Raw genomic sequence first — 15,497 nt, forward strand, 5'->3', positions numbered from 1 at the left:
ATTCAGCGATCGAAGACAAAATCATCGCCAAGTTTTATTTGATATACTGGTAATTAAGGAGTTTTGACCTTATCGAATGCTTCTTTTAATTTTTTGTATGAGGATTCCAGAGAATCCGATATAACTCTCGTCTCGCCAATGACGCTCAAGAAATTCGTATCTCCGATCCATCTTGGAACTACATGTATGTGAAGGTGTCCCTCAACCCCAGCTCCAGCTGCCCTTCCAAGATTTATCCCCATGTTTATTCCATCTGGCCTATATGAGCTTTTCAGTACTTTGGTAGATAAGGCAACAAGGTCCATTAGCTCCTTTCTCTCCTCTTCATCTAGCTCCTCTGGAGTTGATACATGTCGATATGGCACTATCATGAAGTGCCCTGAGGTGTAGGGGAATCTATTTAGAACAACAAAAACCCTTTTTCCTCTATAGACTATCAGGTTTTCGCTATCGCTCTTTCCATTTCTGAGCATCTCACAAAACACACATTCTTTCCTCTCCTCTTGAGGAGAGGAAAAGGAAGCTACGTATCTAGATCTCCAGGGAGCCCAGAGTATTTTCAAGCCTCTATCTGCCCCCTACTCCTCAGCATCCTTTATTCCGTTCTCGGTTATAGCAAATACTGCTTCTCCCTCTGGAAGGTGAGGGGCATCGACAACCCTCGCAATTCTCTTGTTCCCTCTGCTCTTTCTAAGCTGAACTCTCACCCCTGGTGCATGGTATAAGACATGACCTCCGACTGCCTGGGTAGGATCTCCATAGAATACATCCGGCCTGGCCATCACTTGATTTGTTATAACAACAGCTATGTTATAGACTTCGGCCATTCTCATGAGCTGATGAAGATGCCTGTTCAGCTTCTGCTGTCTGGAGGCTAGGTTCTCCCTTCCAGGATATTCAGCTCTGAAGTGACCTGTAACTGAATCCACAACCACGAGCTTCACGCCTCTCTCTGGGATTATTTCAGAAACCTCCTCTACAACTGCCATTTGATGATCGCTGTTAACAGCCCTTACATAAAGTATATTCTCCATAACTTCATCTGGATTAAGACCCAAATTCCTTGCCATGGCCTCTATTCTCTCCCACCTAAAAGTGCCCTCGCTGTCTATGTAAACAGCTTTTCCGTTCAGTCCACCCCTTTCTTGCGGAAGCTGAACGTTGACTGATAGCTGGTGACTTATCTGAGTATTGTGCAGGATTAAACCAGTTGAAGATATGAAATAGTGAAGCCTGGGCACAACAACATCATATACATAGCCATTGTACTTTTCTATTTTGGAGTTCTTAACTTCAAGAGTTTCTGTGCTAGCTTTTCTTGAATCCATTCTCCTAATTGCTATTGTTCTATCACCTGGTCTGATTTCTGAGCTCCTCCTCCATTCCAGCCCATTTCTTCCCAGCAGAAGGAATGGATGATTCAGGGTCGTTCCGAGCTCGGTGCCATCGGATAGCTTTATCCTGACTATCTTGCCAACCCTCTGTCTGTAGATAAAGGGAACCGGCATTTTCACCAGTTCTCTGAAGAAAATGCTTGGTACTTCAGCTCTGTTTAGTTCCACGGAGGTTCCTCCGTCTATTTTTTTCTCCTTTCCCTCACTCAGAGCCATATCGTATATCTCTGAAACAGAAATCGCTGGAATGAATTTTTTATTTATGTAGATTGCTATCTCTGTATCTGGAGTGAAGCACTTCCCTGTGCCAAACTCTCCAAAGAACTCGGTAACCGTCCTTGTCTCAACTCCTCCTCCCAGAAGATCGTCGAGAGCTCTGCTTCCGGTCGTGATTTTTCCTACCGTCTGCCTCTCCTTCTTCAGCTCTAGAGCAGTTTTGAACTTTATGTCTAGAGCCTCCCTAGCTGCTTTTATGGCCTTCTGTGCCGTCACCAGAGGAATGCCGACTGCAGCACTTATCTCCTGGGGAGTTGCAACAGCAATTGCTTCAAGGGAAGCATAGCCAGCCTCAACGAGTTTCGCTGCTGTTGCAGGGCCAACTCCTGGAAGATCAGTTAGGCTCTTTATTTTTCTCTCTTCAGCTGTGGTGCCATTTTCTAAATCCTCCCCTCTTTCCTCCTTCTGAGCTTTAGGAGTCAATTTTCCCAACCTTTTCCCTCTTCCCTCTTTTTAATACCTATACTTCATTGTTTAAATAAGTAGTTATCCGAAAATATTGTTTTCCTTGGACATGCAAGAATAGAAAAGGAGAAACACACTGCATCTAAAAAGCCAGAGAGACTTGCGGCATCTCCAAGGCCGTCTCCTTTTTCCTGTTCTTTATCTTCTCCACTGCTCTTATGAAGTCAGACATAGTGACTACATCTCTTCCATCTCTAATGGCATAATATCCAGCTTCAACACATGTAGCCTTTATCTCAGCACCAACGAAACCCTCAGAAATTTCAGCCAGCCTTTCGAGATCTACGTCCTTCCCTATATTCATTTTCCTCGTGTGAACCGAGAATATTTCTAGTCTTCCTCTCTTATCTGGAAGCGGCACTTCAATTATCCTGTCGAACCTTCCAGGTCTCAGAATGGCTGGATCCAATATATCTATCCTGTTAGTTGCCGCAATTATCTTGACGTTTCCGAGCGGGTCAAAACCATCCATCTCAGCAAGCAGCTGCATCATCGTTCTCTGAACCTCTCTTTCTCCACTCGTTCCCATATCTATTCTCTTAGCTGCTATGGCGTCCAGCTCATCTATGAATATTATAGAAGGAGCCTTTCTCTTTGCAAGCTCAAATACCTCCCTAACTATTCTCGCCCCTTCGCCAATGAATTTTTGAACGAACTCGCTCCCAACAACCCTAATAAATGTTGCCTTTGTCTCATGGGCAACCGCCTTTGCTAGCAGTGTCTTTCCAGTGCCTGGTGGACCGTAGAGCAGCACTCCTTTTGGAGGCTCTATTCCTACCTTTCTGAATAGATCTGGCTTTAGGAGAGGGAGCTCAATTGTTTCCTTGATCTCCTCAATTTGCTTCGACAGACCTCCTATGTCTGAGTACGAAACTTCCGGCCTTTCCAGAACTTCCATCGCTTTAACATACGGATCTTCTCTATTGGGAAGAACCTCAACAATGCTGGATCCTCTTTGATTTATGGCTACTATGACTCCAGGATATAGCCTATCCTTCTGTATGTTTCCCCCAATGGTTACAATTAAATTTGGTCCCGAGGAGCTCTTAACAACAGCCCTCCCATCTGGCAGGATATCTAATACTACCCCCTCGATTAGTGGAGGAGCGAGTAGCTTCTCCATCTCCTCCTTATAGTATTTTACCTCTCGCTTTAAAACAAGCTTTTCTTCCTCGAGCTCCTTTATCTTTTTCTCCAGATACTTAACATATTCTGTTAAGCTGTCACTTTCTATTCCCGTGAAATCACCATCGCTCTCCATATTAACCCCTTTCATAATATTTTATAACAACTACACTAATTTATTCTATTGTATCAGTTTAAATGGAATAGGGTGCTTTATTAGTATGCCAGAAGTGCTTTATTGCGAGCTTTGCGGCTCTCCCATAGTTGGGAAGTCATATAAAGTGAGTGTAGAGGGAGTTAGCCTCACAGTATGTGAGAAGTGCTACAGAAAGCAGAGCGCTAAAGCTAAGGAGAAGGCAATGCCTGTTGAGAATAGGGCTCAGCATGCTTTGAAGGAAACCAGCTCAAGAAATGTCAAACAAAAGGCAAAGAAGGAGATAGAGCTTGAGGTGGTCGATGACTATTCTACAAGGATAAAGGAGGCAAGAGAAAGAATGGGTCTCTCTCTGCTTGTTCTCTCCCAAAAAGTGATGGAGAAGGAAACAGTTCTCAAGAGAGTAGAGCAAGGTAGGTTGAGGCCATCCATAGATTTAGCAAGAAGGCTGGAGAAGGCTCTGGGAATTAAGCTTTTAGAGCCGGTAGTCGATGAAGGCAGCAGCAAGATGTCTGCCGAGATAGAAGATGAAACTGAGGTAACCTTGGGAGACATTGTGAATATTCGTAAGAAGGGGTGATTGGAGCGACCAGAAACTCGGTCCTCCTCTACGATAGAAGAGCTCCTCAGTATATACTGAAAGAGCTGTCAGCTCTAGCTTCAGTGGTTGGGATAGCTATAGTGGAAAGTGTTTCTATAAGAAATGGGAGCTCAAGAACGAGAATAAGCGACTTCAAGTTAAATGAGCTCAAGAAAAAGCTGATTGAGAGCAACTCAGATATTGTGCTTCTCGAGCCAGAGCTATTTCCCAGCCAAAAAATTGCAATAATGAAAAAAACAGGTGCTGAGGTCATCGACAGAACTATGCTTCTTCTTGAGGTCTTCGAGAGAAATGCTGGGTCCAGAGAGGCGAAGCTTCAAATAGAGGTAGCGAAGCATAAGCATGAGCTACCCCTGCTCAGAGAATTGATCAACAGGAGTAAAAGAGGGGAGCTTCCTGGCTTTATGTCAGGCGGAACATATGCTATAGACAGACACTATAGGCAAATTAGAAAGGAGATAGCGAAGTCGAGGGAGGAACTTGATAAGATAAGGAAGAGAAGGGCTTTCTTGAGGGAAAGAAGAAAGGAAATAGGCCTTCCATCAATTGCCATAGTTGGCTATGCTAATGCAGGAAAGACTTCTCTATTCAATTTCATGACAGGAAGCAATAGAACAGTTGGTCCGATTCCCTTCACAACAATTTCCCCAAAGGTTTCCAGGCACAGATCTCTTCCCATAGCTTTAGTGGATACTGTTGGCTTTGTTCTAAATGTGCCTCCAGAGATTGTTGAAGCATTCTATGGGACACTTGAGGAGATAGGTGAGGCTGGAGGAATGATATTTGTGATAGACATAAGCGAAGAGGAGGAAGTTATAAGAGAGCAGATGATCCAGGCAGCGAGCATACTTTCAAACCTAGATTCTATATACAAACCAATATCAATTGCTGCCAACAAAATCGATGTCGCTAAAGGCCTTGAAAAAGAGAAGAAGATGAGAGAGATGGAAAGACTGGAGAGGGATCTTTTTCCAAATAAGCTTGGGATATTCCCCATTAGCGCCCTCAGAGGAGAAGGTGTAGATAAGCTGGAGGGGTCAATTTGGCGCGCCTTGAACCAGAAACAGGAGTACTTAGGATAGGGCATAGACCGGAGAGAGACAAGAGAGTTACAACACACGTGGCGCTTGTTGCCAGAGCTTTCGGCGCCTCATACTTTTTTCTTTCCGATGTATGCGATCTTAGCGTTATGAGGAGCCTCTTCTCCGTCGAAGATAGATGGGGGAGAGGGATAAAGCACGCTTCATGTGGTCTGGATTACATGGAGTATATAGCTAATTGGAAATCGGTTGGAGGAAAGGTAGTGCACCTTACGATGTATGGAGAACTTCTAAATAGAGCCATCGAGGAAGCTCAGAGCTACAGAAAGCCCATTTTGATAGTTGTTGGAGCAGAAAAAGTTCCCAGGGAAGTCTATGAAGTAGCAGACCTCAACGTCTCTGTGGGCAATCAACCACATAGTGAAGTAGCAGCGCTGGCGATTTTCTTAGATAGATTATATAATGGGGAGGAGCTATATATTGAATATGAAGGGGCAAAGGCCGTAATAGAGCCCACAAGGACAGGAAAGAAGGTTAGGCTCGTGGAGGAAAGCGAGAATGAGCTCCAAGTTTGAGAAGCTAATAAAGGAGGAGGATCCCCAAGATTCCCTCGAAGAATATATTTACAAGCTAGCTCCCAAGGGATCTCTAACCCTTTTCCGCATGCTGAGAGACGAAGGAAAGGAGCTAACAGAGGACGAAATAGCTGAAATATTGGGAGCAAGCAAAAACATTGTCAGGAAAATTCTGTATAAACTCCACGACCTCAATGTATTAGTATATAGAACAGTTAAGGAGGAAAGCACGAACTGGAACACATACTACTGGAAGATAAATTGGGAGGGGCTGGCAATCTCTCTGTTGTATAGAAAAAAGGAGGTTCTCCAGAAGCTGAAGCAGAGACTAGCATATGAATCAACGAACAGAATAGTCTATCTATGCAGAAAGTGCGGAAGAGAATATAGATTCGAGGAAGCTCTTTCCAATGATTTTTCCTGTCCAATCTGCCACACTCCCTTGGACTACGTTGATAGATCTAAGCAGATATCAATATTGGAGGACTATGTGAGGAGGATTGAAAAGGAGCTTGCAGAGGAATCGAGAAGGCTTCAAAGTAGCTGACCTTTTCTGTGGTGGAGGGGGCTTCGCGAGAGGGTTCAAGGAAAAAGGGTTCAGCATCCTATTTGGCATTGATAACCTGAAGTCTGCTGCCAAAACCTATAAGGCAAATTTTCCCAAAGCTGTGGTCCTTGCCGAGGATATCAAGGAAATAACTGGCGAAACAATAAAGAGCCTCGTTGGAGATGTGGATGTGCTGATAGGAAGCCCTCCCTGCGAGCCATTCACTGCTGCAAACAAACAGAGAAAAAGAGATCCTCTTGATAGGCTCTACTCCGATCCGCAGGGCATCCTAACGCTGAATTTCTTCAGGATATTGAGCGAAGTTAAGCCAAAAGTCTGGGTGATGGAAAACGTTCCAGCCATAATGGAAAACGGACTAAAGGACTCTCTGGCAAGAGAAGCAAGAAGAGCTGGATACAGCAGAATCTATTTCAACGTTCTAAGAGCGGAAGACTACTGCACTCCGAGCAGGAGAACTAGGCTCTTTCTCTCAAACATCCCAATTTCTCCCGAGAGATGCAACAAGAGGGTAACTGTCTGGGAAGCAATAGGCGACCTTCCCCCTCCCAACCCCAGCTTTCCCCCAAATCATGAGCCCCCATCAATTAGTCCAAGAAAGCAGAAAAAGATCGGAAGACTTCAGCGGGGGAAGGCCATGATATACTACGAAGGTTTTGGAGGAAAACCCCTGCCCAATCTCATCAGATTAGATCCAGATGATATAGCTCCAACAGTTCTGGGAAGCAGCAGATTCATTCATCCCTACGAAGATAGGTTCCTCACTGTAAGGGAGCAGGCAAGGCTAATGGGTTACCCTGACAATCATGTTTTCATAGGAGGAAGAGATGAACAATATAACATGGTAGGAGAGAGCGTTCCAGTAACTTTATCATCCGCTATAGCTAATGAAGTTCTGAACTATCTTAGGAAGGAGGATGGGCTTTGAGAATAGCAGTTGCTCTTCACGATGTGAGCAGCACAACAAGATTAACGGACTTCGTAAGAACTCTTCTCTCCTTCAATTTAGAAGTTGAGCTTGTTATTTTTTCAAGGATAACGGGAGCAGCAGCTCAATACGGACTTCCTGAGGCCAGCAAGACACTTTTCAAGAGAGGAGTAAGGTTTCTTGTTCTGCAGGACATAGAAGATTATAGGGATATTTTCAAGGATTATAAAATAATGCAGTACTCAGCATCTAAGGGAAAACCTATCTCAAGGAAAGAGGAGCTTGGTATCGATTTTGCAAAAGACAAAGTATTGATTATCTTTTCGGGAAACGATGCAGGATTCACAGCCCAGGAAATTCTCGAAGAAGCACTCGCGTTCAGATCCTTAGCAGCCCCAAAGGAAATTCCACCAGAATCGGCTCTCAGTCTGACGCTTCACATGATTCTCTGTTGAAGAAAGAGAAATAATTCTTAAAAAAATAGCTAAAATATTTTTAATACTAGTGTTTCTCAGCTTATGCTTCCTTGAACGCTTTTGCTAGCGGTATATACAGAATGAAGTTCAGCACTACTCCTATGTACCAGCTCAGATTCGTCGGCCACGGTATTGGTCCTGTCCAGGATATTTGTCCAATTGCCCAGCTGAATAGATAGGTTATCAGTATCGTTAGAACGTATGAGACTATTGCAGCATATGAATATCCTCCGTGGTACCAGTATCCCTCAGGTCCCTTTGTATATAGCTTCTGCAGGTCATAGCTTCTCTTCTTCAACAAGTAGTAATCAGCTATCATTATTCCTCCGATTGGTCCCAGTATTATGCCGTAGTTAGATGAGAAGGCAGTGACATAGTTCACTATTCCTGGTCCGCTATCAACTGCCCACCATGGCGCTAGGAAGAATCCTATGATTCCAGAGCCTATAGCAGCCCACTTTATAGGAAGCCTCAGCGTTGAAGTCAGTATGTTTATTGCTGCGGGTATGTTGGCTGTTATGTCTGTGCTGAACGGTGCCGCAAATGCGAAGATCTCCCCTAGGAGCATCGCCAAAGCACCTGGTGAACCATACAGAATGATCTCTTGTGGAGTTACCCTGCCTGTATATACTGAGAGGTAATATCCAAGGAGAGATCCCACAATCTGCCCAACAACTATTCCCAATAAAGGTCCTATTATTAGAGCGTTGACTCCTCTTTTGTCAGCATATAGACCTCTTGACAAATCGCTTATATTGAGAGCTACTGTTGCCCACCAATTTGTTTGAACAGCTAAGTATATTGCGAACGGCATTGAGAAATATGAAACTCCTGCCGGCACCTGTTCTACCGGAGTCCTACCGCTCAGGTAGTAAAGAAGCCATATGAAATAAAGGACGATGAGAGGTCCAGCAACGTCCACGAATCTAGCTATTGCTCTCAGTCCTTTCCACATAACGAAGGTAGCTAGGGCAACGTAGGGAAGTACGATTATTCCAACATATCTGAATGATGCTGCCGATATGAGCTCAGGATTTCTCCCTCCATATCCTAATGCATAGAGCAATATCATTATTATCGCAAGGCTTCCGTTATAGGCTTCAATCCCATACCATCCGAAGCCGACAATTCCTCTCAGAACCACTGCGATCTCAGCTCCTCTGAATCCCCATGATGGCCTTAGCTGCACTGGATATGGTATTCCGTACTTCACTCCCACGATTCCGTTAAGCCAGAGAACTACAACTGCAGCAAAGTTACCAACAGCAGCTCCTACAGCTACCTGCACTGGCGTTAAACCGAGGTTCAGACCTATTACTCCAAGGAAGAACATAGGTATACAGACGTTCAGACCGAACATCATCCATGAGAATGATCTGACGCCATACAGCCTTTTATCAGACGGCATTGGCAAAAGTACTGGGTTCTCCTTATATCCCTTTGGTTCAACATTCCCACTCATACTCAGATTACCACCACAGTTTGTGAATTCTAATAATGATAGATCTACCATTAATATTTAAATATTGTGTTAAAAAAATATTGAAAATAGTCAAACAGCAATTGCTCATTGACAATTTTATCTTTTATGCACTTGCTATCTTTTTTTATAGATAATTTTTATAGATAAAGATGATAGAGATAATGAAGCAGAAAAATGTTGGTTCTATCTCTTAAAATCTCAATTAAACAACAGAACTATTTCTGGTGTTTGAGGGTTTGTGGTTTTACTTCGGAGTCACATTCATGGCAATGCTCTCCCTCCTGGACATGGCAATCTTCACTTACATAGGCTATACGTTCAAGGTTTCGCCAATATACTACAGCATTGTAGCAGCAATGTGGAGCATTGTCTACATATTTACAAACAAGGCTCTATCAGCTCTCGGAGATAGAGGAAAGAACAAAGAGCTGATGGTCTCCGGATTTCTCTCAATAACCATAGCTCTTCTGCTCTTCTCCAGAAATACTCTAGGATCAGTTACACTTGCTTATATGTTCCACGCTGTAGCTGTCTCAAGCGCAAACCTCTCCATGAGCACAAGCGTATACGAGCTATTTGATAGCTCAAGCTGGTGGAGATATTCAACACTGCAGAGGATTCTGCAGAATCTCCTAAGGGGATTTACTCTAATTTTAATTTCCTCTGGGATACTAAGTATAACCCTACAGCACATACTCGTCTTCTCTTCTGCTGTAGGAATGCTGAATGTCCTCCTCCTCCCCTCGGTTGGCTTAGGTCTGGAGAGAAAGCTGCATATGATAGGCAAGGAAGTTAATGAGCTCGTTGGATTTGCTAGCAGCAGAGGTATTCTGGCATCTGCATTGGAAGGAGCATCATCTATCAGAAATGGGATTGTTGGGATGCTCGGTATTTCAGGGTCCTCCAGCTCTCTCAGCAGAGGAAGAGTGCTTGTTTCGGTCCTGCTTGCAATCGCCACAGGAGACTTCGTCTTCACTGCAATGCCATTGCTGATAAAATCATCAATATCTCTTTCGAACTACTGGATGGCTCAAGGAATAACTGGGATTGCGGTTGGGCTCTCAGCAGCGCTCATCAGCAGAGCTCTCCGTGGAGAGAGAAAAATTGCCATAGCCATAGTTGCTCTTAGAGGCCTGTGGCTCTCTTTTGCTATGCCACTCATGTATAGAGAGGAGACTCTCATTTTCTATCTAATAGGCATGTATCTTCTTGGTCTGGCTATGGATGCCTCTCTCTTCAATCTCTACTCTGAAATAAACAGCGGATACGGAGCCCATTCCTATTTCATATCTAGAGAGCTTGGCACTTTAACAGGGTCCCTGCTAGCAGGTGTAGCACTAGCAATAGGAATCCCTGCAGCAGTCATCATAGTTCCCCTCATCTTCACCATCGTAGCTGTAATGCAGCTTCTGTGAGAACATAATAATCTGGTGTATTTTCTTGATCAGTTAACTAAATTAGAAAATTGATCGTGGAAATCCCTACGGGAGGACAGGATCCGAGAATTCTTTTATTCCATCTTTTCCTATAATTACGCTGTCAACTCCGTCTCCAGTAGCTGAATCCCTTCTGAGGGCCATCTGAACAGCCCTGACAGCTAATTTTCTAGCTTCTTCTGGCTCCATCTCATCCTTATAACCCTCTTCCAGCACCCCTATTGCTATGGGAGATCCGCTGCCAGTTGCAGCATACTTCTCCTCGAGCACGCTTCCAAACAAATCTAGAGAGAATAGCTTTGGAGAGCTATCATATCCCCCCAGAATGAGTTGTACGTAGAAAGGAAAATACTTGTACCTATAGAGAATGAGGGAGAGAAGATGCGCTGCTTCTCTGACAGTTACGGCCTGCCTTCTAGTAATTGAAAGATATCTTATCTGCGCGTTGAGCCAATCTGCAAGAACTTGAGCATCAGCAACGAGGCCCGCCGTGGTTAGAGCCATTCTATCTCCCACCCTCAGTATCTTCTTTGTTCTCTTATGAGCAATGAAAGTCCCAGCAGTCGCTCTTCTGTCTGCCGCAAGTATTACTGCATCCTTTGCCAGCAGACCTACAGTTGTAGTCCCATGGAGACCTCTTTCCTCCAATTTTTCAGGCATCATTATACCACACCGCTTTTGAAAGCCTCATTATCTCAGAGTGCTTCCAGATAAATATAATTAACGGATTAATATCATTAGAGCATTGATTCTGAGAGGATTTTTCATGAGCTCAACAAAACATGTTATAGATCTCATGGAGAGAGTTGTAATAGGAAAGCAGCTCATTGAGAACCTGCGGGATTTCCTTCCAGAGAGGTTGAGAGGTCGCGTATTCAAGGCCCTAGTAGTCACTGGACCTAATGTTTGGAGGGCATATGGAGACAGGCTCTCTCGTGGTCTGGAATCAGGGGAAATAAATTACGAAGTGCACATATCAGAGAATCCTCATATAGATGAAGCGAAAAGAATAGCAGATGAAGCGGCCAGAATTAATGCAGATATCCTCATAGGATTTGGAGGAGGAAAGAGCATAGATCTTGCGAAATTTGCTTCGAATGAGAATAAAAGAGGCTTCGTTAGCATTCCAACAGCTGCTAGCCACGACGGCATAGCGAGCCCATTCGCCAGCCTGAAAGGTGGAGGATGGAGCACCTCAGTTAAGGCACAGCAGCCAACCCTAGTCCTAGCAGATCTCGACATAATATCATCATCTCCGCGGAGACTTCTTATAGCAGGGGCAGGAGATGCAATAGCAAAGCTAACAGCAGTCTCCGACTGGAGGCTAGCTCATTTGCTGAGAAACGAATATTATGGCTCCTTTGCTGCTGGCCTTGCGCTCCTTTCAGCAAAGCATATAATGAGGAATCGGAGAATCATTGCGAAGAGTTCAACAGAAGGAACAAGGATAGTGCTGGAAGCTTTGATTAACAGCAGTGTTGCAATGGGCATAGCGGGATCCACAAGGCCTGCTAGCGGGAGCGAGCATCTCTTCAGTCACGCGCTCGACAAGATTGCACCAAGGCCCGCCCTTCACGGCGAACAGACAGGAGTTGGGACAATAATGATGGCAAAGCTGCATAGGATGAACTGGAAAAAAATCAGAAGAGTTTTGAAGATGATTGGAGCACCAACAAACGCGAAGGAGCTCGGGATTCCAGAGGACAAAATAATTGAGGCCCTCACTATCGCTCACAAGATCAGGCCAGAGAGATACACTATTCTTGGAGATAGAGGTCTAAGCTGGGAAGCTGCGGAGAGACTAGCAGCTGAAACGGGAGTTATATCTTAGCACACGGTATTATTCTAGTGAAAAACACCTTGAAAAAGTTGAGATGGACATAAAAAAGGCTAGAAGGACTTGAAAGCATCCTTCTCAGCGCCGCATACTGGGCACTTCTCTGGAGGCTCATCTCCCACATGAGTATATCCACACACTGGACATATCCAGACTTTACCCTTCAGTTCCATATCTTTTCCAGAATCTACACTTTCCTTTGCCTCTCTGTAGAGCTTTGCGTGTATCTGCTCAGCCTGATATGCGTAATTGAAGCTCCGAACAGCTTCATTCTCTTTTTGGAACTTAGCAATTTCAATATAAACAGGATACATCTCTCTGACCTCGAACTCCTCCCCTCTTATGGCTAGCTCCAAATTCTTGCTTGTATTTCCAGGTCCAATTGGAACACCTCCACATCCTTTGGCGTCCTCGTTGTACTCTCTGAGAGCTCTATAGTGATTTGAAGCATGAACTTGTTCAGCATATGCGATAGCTCTAAACAGTCTCGCAACATTCTTGTAGCCCTCCTTTTCAGCCACATCAGCGAAAATCAGATATCTCATGTGTGCCATTGATTCTCCGCTGAACGCTGACAGAAGAGCTTCCTTTGTCATATCCTTGACCAAACAGGATCACCTTTAGAAAATTGGAAGAACTTTTTTATAAATTTTTATAGAAATGCGTGCTGGTTCGAAGGAGAAGAATATGGCCTACAAAATAATCAAGGATCCTCCTTTGAGAATTCTCTTTTAATTAACATGAAACTGATTGAAAGCTAATTTGTTAAAAATAATTCTTCTCTACTTTTTTTCCATTTTTGCAGGTTAGGCTGGCTGTTTATTTTCTGCTTCAACTTCAGTTTTTTTCTCCTCAGGCTGTGCAGATTTCTCCTCCTTCTGCTTTGCTATTTCCTCTACATACACAACTTTACTTATTCCATCTATATAGTTGAATATCTCTCTTGCTAGAGCTCTCTTTGCTAGCTGAATCTCCTGGTTCAGCATATCCTGCTCCGGTATCCTTATTTCAACCAACCCTTCCTCCTTGGATATCCTTATACCATACTTTTCCGGCTCCCTAGCTCTGAATCTCCTCTTCAAAAGAGCTCTGATCTTCTCATCATCCGTCCTGAGCTGCTTGACTACCTTTACCTTGTATACTAGAACCTTTCCGGCAAGCGGGTGATTGAAATCAACCAGAACTCTTCCTCCACTTACGTCCCTTATCACTGCCGGAACGCCGTTTATCTCAACTATTCTGCCCGGTATCGGTTCGATGTCACCCTTTCTGAACTCTCTGATAGGGATCCTTCTGAGCTTTGATGGATCCCTCTCTCCATAGGCTTTTTCAGGAGGAATCTCAACGACCTTCTCTTCCCCTTCTCCCATTTCCTTCAGAGCATCCTCTAGCCCTTTCACAACTCTTCCTTCTCCTATCACAACTAGAATAGGCTCGTATATCTTCTCCTCATCAAATATGTTGTTCTGTTTTGCAGTCTCTCCATCTGTTGTATCAACAACGCTTCCTGTTTCCTTGACAGTTGCAGTGTAGTCCACAATTATGAAGTCTTTCTCATTGAAGGTCATATATGCTGGCACCTCTTTCTTATCGCTTTTAACTAAGAAAGAGCTTTTGGAAAAGGAAGGTTATTAAGATTTGTTATGTAGCTCAGTCTCTGAATCTAATGTAAGAGCCAACATCAATAATAGGGGTCAGGGAGCTTCCAGAGAACCTTGCCCATCCGAGAAATTCATTCCTCTCATTGAAAACTGCCACTATTTCCGGGGAAAACCTAGTTTTTCCATCAAGCCTTATCGTTCTTCCGAACGTGAACTCCCTCTCCAATTCACTGCTCAAGACAACAATTGAATTGTGGGGGATGGCCCCTATCTCAGCAAGTTTCCAGCCAAGCTCAAGAGATGGAATAAAGACATTATTTCTTATATGTCCAAGGAGCATTCCCACATGATATATATTTTCTCCTACTTTATACAAGCTAAGAGCGAGCTCAAACACGGGATCCTCTGCACAGAAAATCCTTGTCCTATCTGAGCTGCTGAGGCAAACAAGATTCCTGCATTCGAATGAGCGGATCCCCAGCTCTCTTAAGAAAGCAAAGAGCTTTTCCCTCTCCTCTGCACAGCTATCTAGCTTCATTCTTTCCTCCTTAGCAGGCATATGAAGAACCCCTCGGTTCCATCGGTGTGAGGATACAGCCTCAAGCACAACCTCACTTCACTTCTCAGAGGAACACCGTTGAATTCCTCAACTCCAGGAATATTGCTTGCTCCTTCCAATCTCGTCTCAAGAATCTCAATTTTTTCCTCTCTTTCCAGAGCCCTAGAGAGAACCAGCTCGTTCTCTTCAGGAGCTATGCTACATGTAACATATGCCATTATCCCTCCTGGTCTGAGAAGCTTATATGCTTTCAAAAGGAGCTCAACCTGATAGCTGCTCATCCTCCTCAGGTCTTCCATGGTTCTCGTAAGAAGCCTTTCCTTCTTGTATACTATGAGCCCCTCTCCAGTGCATGGAGCATCCAACATTACTCTGTCAAAGCTTCCCTCTCCAAACTTAATTTTAAGAATATCTCCAAGAACAACTACAGTATTCCTCACATGCATTCTCTCTATGTTTGAGATGAGCTTGGATATCCTTTTCGCATCTACATCAACGCTCATTATTCTGCCTTCATTTCTCATCAGCTGTGCCATATGTGTAGTTTTACCTCCCGGAGCGGAAGCCAAATCGGCAACGGATTCACCTGGCTTTGGGGAAAGGGCAACAACCGAAGCCATGCTTCCTACTCCCTGTATGAAGAAATGCCCCTGTAGGTGCTCTGGAGAAGAACCAAGGGAGAAGGGCTCATGTTCAACATAATAACCATATGGGACAATTCTCGATCTCCTTAGAGAGAACCCTCTTTCCTCCATTCTTCTCACTAGCTCGCCACAGTCCCTCATGGTGAGCGTATTGCAACGAATGCTCCTGGGAATGCCCTTTATTGCTGCTTCCAGAAATGACTCTGCTCCCTCAGCTCCGAATAAAAGAATATATCTCTGGGCCATATAGGGAAGAACGCCGAATTTCCTCGAGAGCTTAATAGCTTCAGCCCCTATTTTAACATCGAATATTCTGTCATATTCCATGAAGCTCGAAA

17 protein-coding genes are annotated in these 15,497 nt (G+C 44.2%); 8 read left to right on the plus strand and 9 right to left on the minus strand.

Annotated elements, in window-relative coordinates; genetic code table 11:
* Positions 1–53: 53 nt before the first annotated feature.
* The 3 genes from QXR92_04530 to QXR92_04540 all read right to left on the minus strand — a co-directional run bounded on the left by QXR92_04530 (position 54) and on the right by QXR92_04540 (position 3,396).
* Positions 54–563, minus strand: a complete 510-nt coding sequence (locus QXR92_04530) for an HIT domain-containing protein (protein MEM0319266.1) — start codon at positions 561–563, stop codon at positions 54–56.
* A 15-nt stretch (positions 564–578) separates the two neighbouring features.
* Positions 579–2,102 carry a DNA repair and recombination protein RadA gene (radA, locus tag QXR92_04535; protein MEM0319267.1) on the minus strand — a complete coding sequence of 508 codons (1,524 nt, stop codon included), beginning with the start codon at positions 2,100–2,102 and terminating at the stop codon, positions 579–581.
* Positions 2,103–2,217: 115 nt separating this feature from the next.
* The gene (locus QXR92_04540) at positions 2,218–3,396 is read right to left on the minus strand and encodes a proteasome-activating nucleotidase (protein MEM0319268.1); all 1,179 of its coding nucleotides are present in this window, start codon (positions 3,394–3,396) and stop codon (positions 2,218–2,220) included.
* Positions 3,397–3,481: 85 nt separating this feature from the next.
* Here QXR92_04540 and QXR92_04545 point away from each other — a divergent pair, with 85 nt between their 5' ends.
* The 6 genes from QXR92_04545 to QXR92_04570 are packed head-to-tail and all read left to right on the plus strand — an operon-like array spanning position 3,482 to position 7,578.
* Positions 3,482–3,994, plus strand: a complete 513-nt coding sequence (locus QXR92_04545) for a multiprotein bridging factor aMBF1 (GenBank protein MEM0319269.1) — start codon at positions 3,482–3,484, stop codon at positions 3,992–3,994.
* Entirely contained in the window at positions 3,991–5,097 is a 1,107-nt protein-coding gene (locus tag QXR92_04550; protein MEM0319270.1) for a GTPase, read from the plus strand. Before QXR92_04545 ends, QXR92_04550 begins: the two co-directional genes overlap by 4 nt.
* Positions 5,058–5,630 carry a tRNA (cytidine(56)-2'-O)-methyltransferase gene (locus tag QXR92_04555; GenBank protein ID MEM0319271.1) on the plus strand — a complete coding sequence of 191 codons (573 nt, stop codon included), beginning with the start codon at positions 5,058–5,060 and terminating at the stop codon, positions 5,628–5,630. Before QXR92_04550 ends, QXR92_04555 begins: the two co-directional genes overlap by 40 nt.
* Complete coding sequence (locus tag QXR92_04560; GenBank protein ID MEM0319272.1) at positions 5,614–6,177, plus strand: hypothetical protein; 564 nt, start codon at positions 5,614–5,616, stop codon at positions 6,175–6,177. The genes QXR92_04555 and QXR92_04560 overlap by 17 nt, the downstream gene beginning before the upstream one ends.
* A complete protein-coding gene (locus QXR92_04565; protein ID MEM0319273.1) occupies positions 6,143–7,123 on the plus strand; it encodes a DNA cytosine methyltransferase in 981 nt (326 codons plus the stop codon). The genes QXR92_04560 and QXR92_04565 overlap by 35 nt, the downstream gene beginning before the upstream one ends.
* A complete protein-coding gene (locus QXR92_04570; protein MEM0319274.1) occupies positions 7,120–7,578 on the plus strand; it encodes a RecB-family nuclease in 459 nt (152 codons plus the stop codon). The genes QXR92_04565 and QXR92_04570 overlap by 4 nt, the downstream gene beginning before the upstream one ends.
* 61 nt (positions 7,579–7,639) lie before the next feature.
* On the opposite strand, the gene QXR92_04575 is transcribed toward QXR92_04570, so the two are convergent.
* Entirely contained in the window at positions 7,640–9,061 is a 1,422-nt protein-coding gene (locus QXR92_04575; GenBank protein MEM0319275.1) for a cytosine permease, read from the minus strand.
* 257 nt (positions 9,062–9,318) lie between these two features.
* On the opposite strand from QXR92_04575, the gene QXR92_04580 reads away from it, so the two are divergent.
* Positions 9,319–10,497 carry a hypothetical protein gene (locus QXR92_04580; protein ID MEM0319276.1) on the plus strand — a complete coding sequence of 393 codons (1,179 nt, stop codon included), beginning with the start codon at positions 9,319–9,321 and terminating at the stop codon, positions 10,495–10,497.
* A gap of 66 nt (positions 10,498–10,563) precedes the next feature.
* On the opposite strand, the gene psmB is transcribed toward QXR92_04580, so the two are convergent.
* The gene (gene psmB / locus QXR92_04585) at positions 10,564–11,178 is read right to left on the minus strand and encodes an archaeal proteasome endopeptidase complex subunit beta (GenBank protein MEM0319277.1); all 615 of its coding nucleotides are present in this window, start codon (positions 11,176–11,178) and stop codon (positions 10,564–10,566) included.
* Between the two features lie 106 nt (positions 11,179–11,284).
* On the opposite strand from psmB, the gene QXR92_04590 reads away from it, so the two are divergent.
* Entirely contained in the window at positions 11,285–12,349 is a 1,065-nt protein-coding gene (locus QXR92_04590; protein MEM0319278.1) for an NAD(P)-dependent glycerol-1-phosphate dehydrogenase, read from the plus strand.
* Positions 12,350–12,408: 59 nt separating this feature from the next.
* On the opposite strand, the gene QXR92_04595 is transcribed toward QXR92_04590, so the two are convergent.
* From QXR92_04595 to QXR92_04610, 4 genes are all read right to left on the minus strand, one after another.
* Complete coding sequence (locus tag QXR92_04595; GenBank protein MEM0319279.1) at positions 12,409–12,963, minus strand: rubrerythrin family protein; 555 nt, start codon at positions 12,961–12,963, stop codon at positions 12,409–12,411.
* A 198-nt stretch (positions 12,964–13,161) separates the two neighbouring features.
* Entirely contained in the window at positions 13,162–13,923 is a 762-nt protein-coding gene (locus tag QXR92_04600) for an FKBP-type peptidyl-prolyl cis-trans isomerase (GenBank protein ID MEM0319280.1), read from the minus strand.
* An 82-nt stretch (positions 13,924–14,005) separates the two neighbouring features.
* Positions 14,006–14,515, minus strand: coding sequence for a hypothetical protein (locus QXR92_04605; GenBank protein ID MEM0319281.1), 510 nt, complete (start codon positions 14,513–14,515; stop codon positions 14,006–14,008).
* Complete coding sequence (locus QXR92_04610; GenBank protein MEM0319282.1) at positions 14,491–15,486, minus strand: RsmB/NOP family class I SAM-dependent RNA methyltransferase; 996 nt, start codon at positions 15,484–15,486, stop codon at positions 14,491–14,493. Before QXR92_04610 ends, QXR92_04605 begins: the two co-directional genes overlap by 25 nt.
* Positions 15,487–15,497 lie beyond the last annotated feature (11 nt).

This window comes from Fervidicoccaceae archaeon (genome assembly GCA_038734945.1).
In the GTDB taxonomy this organism is placed as follows: domain Archaea; phylum Thermoproteota; class Thermoprotei_A; order Sulfolobales; family Fervidicoccaceae; genus ARK-14.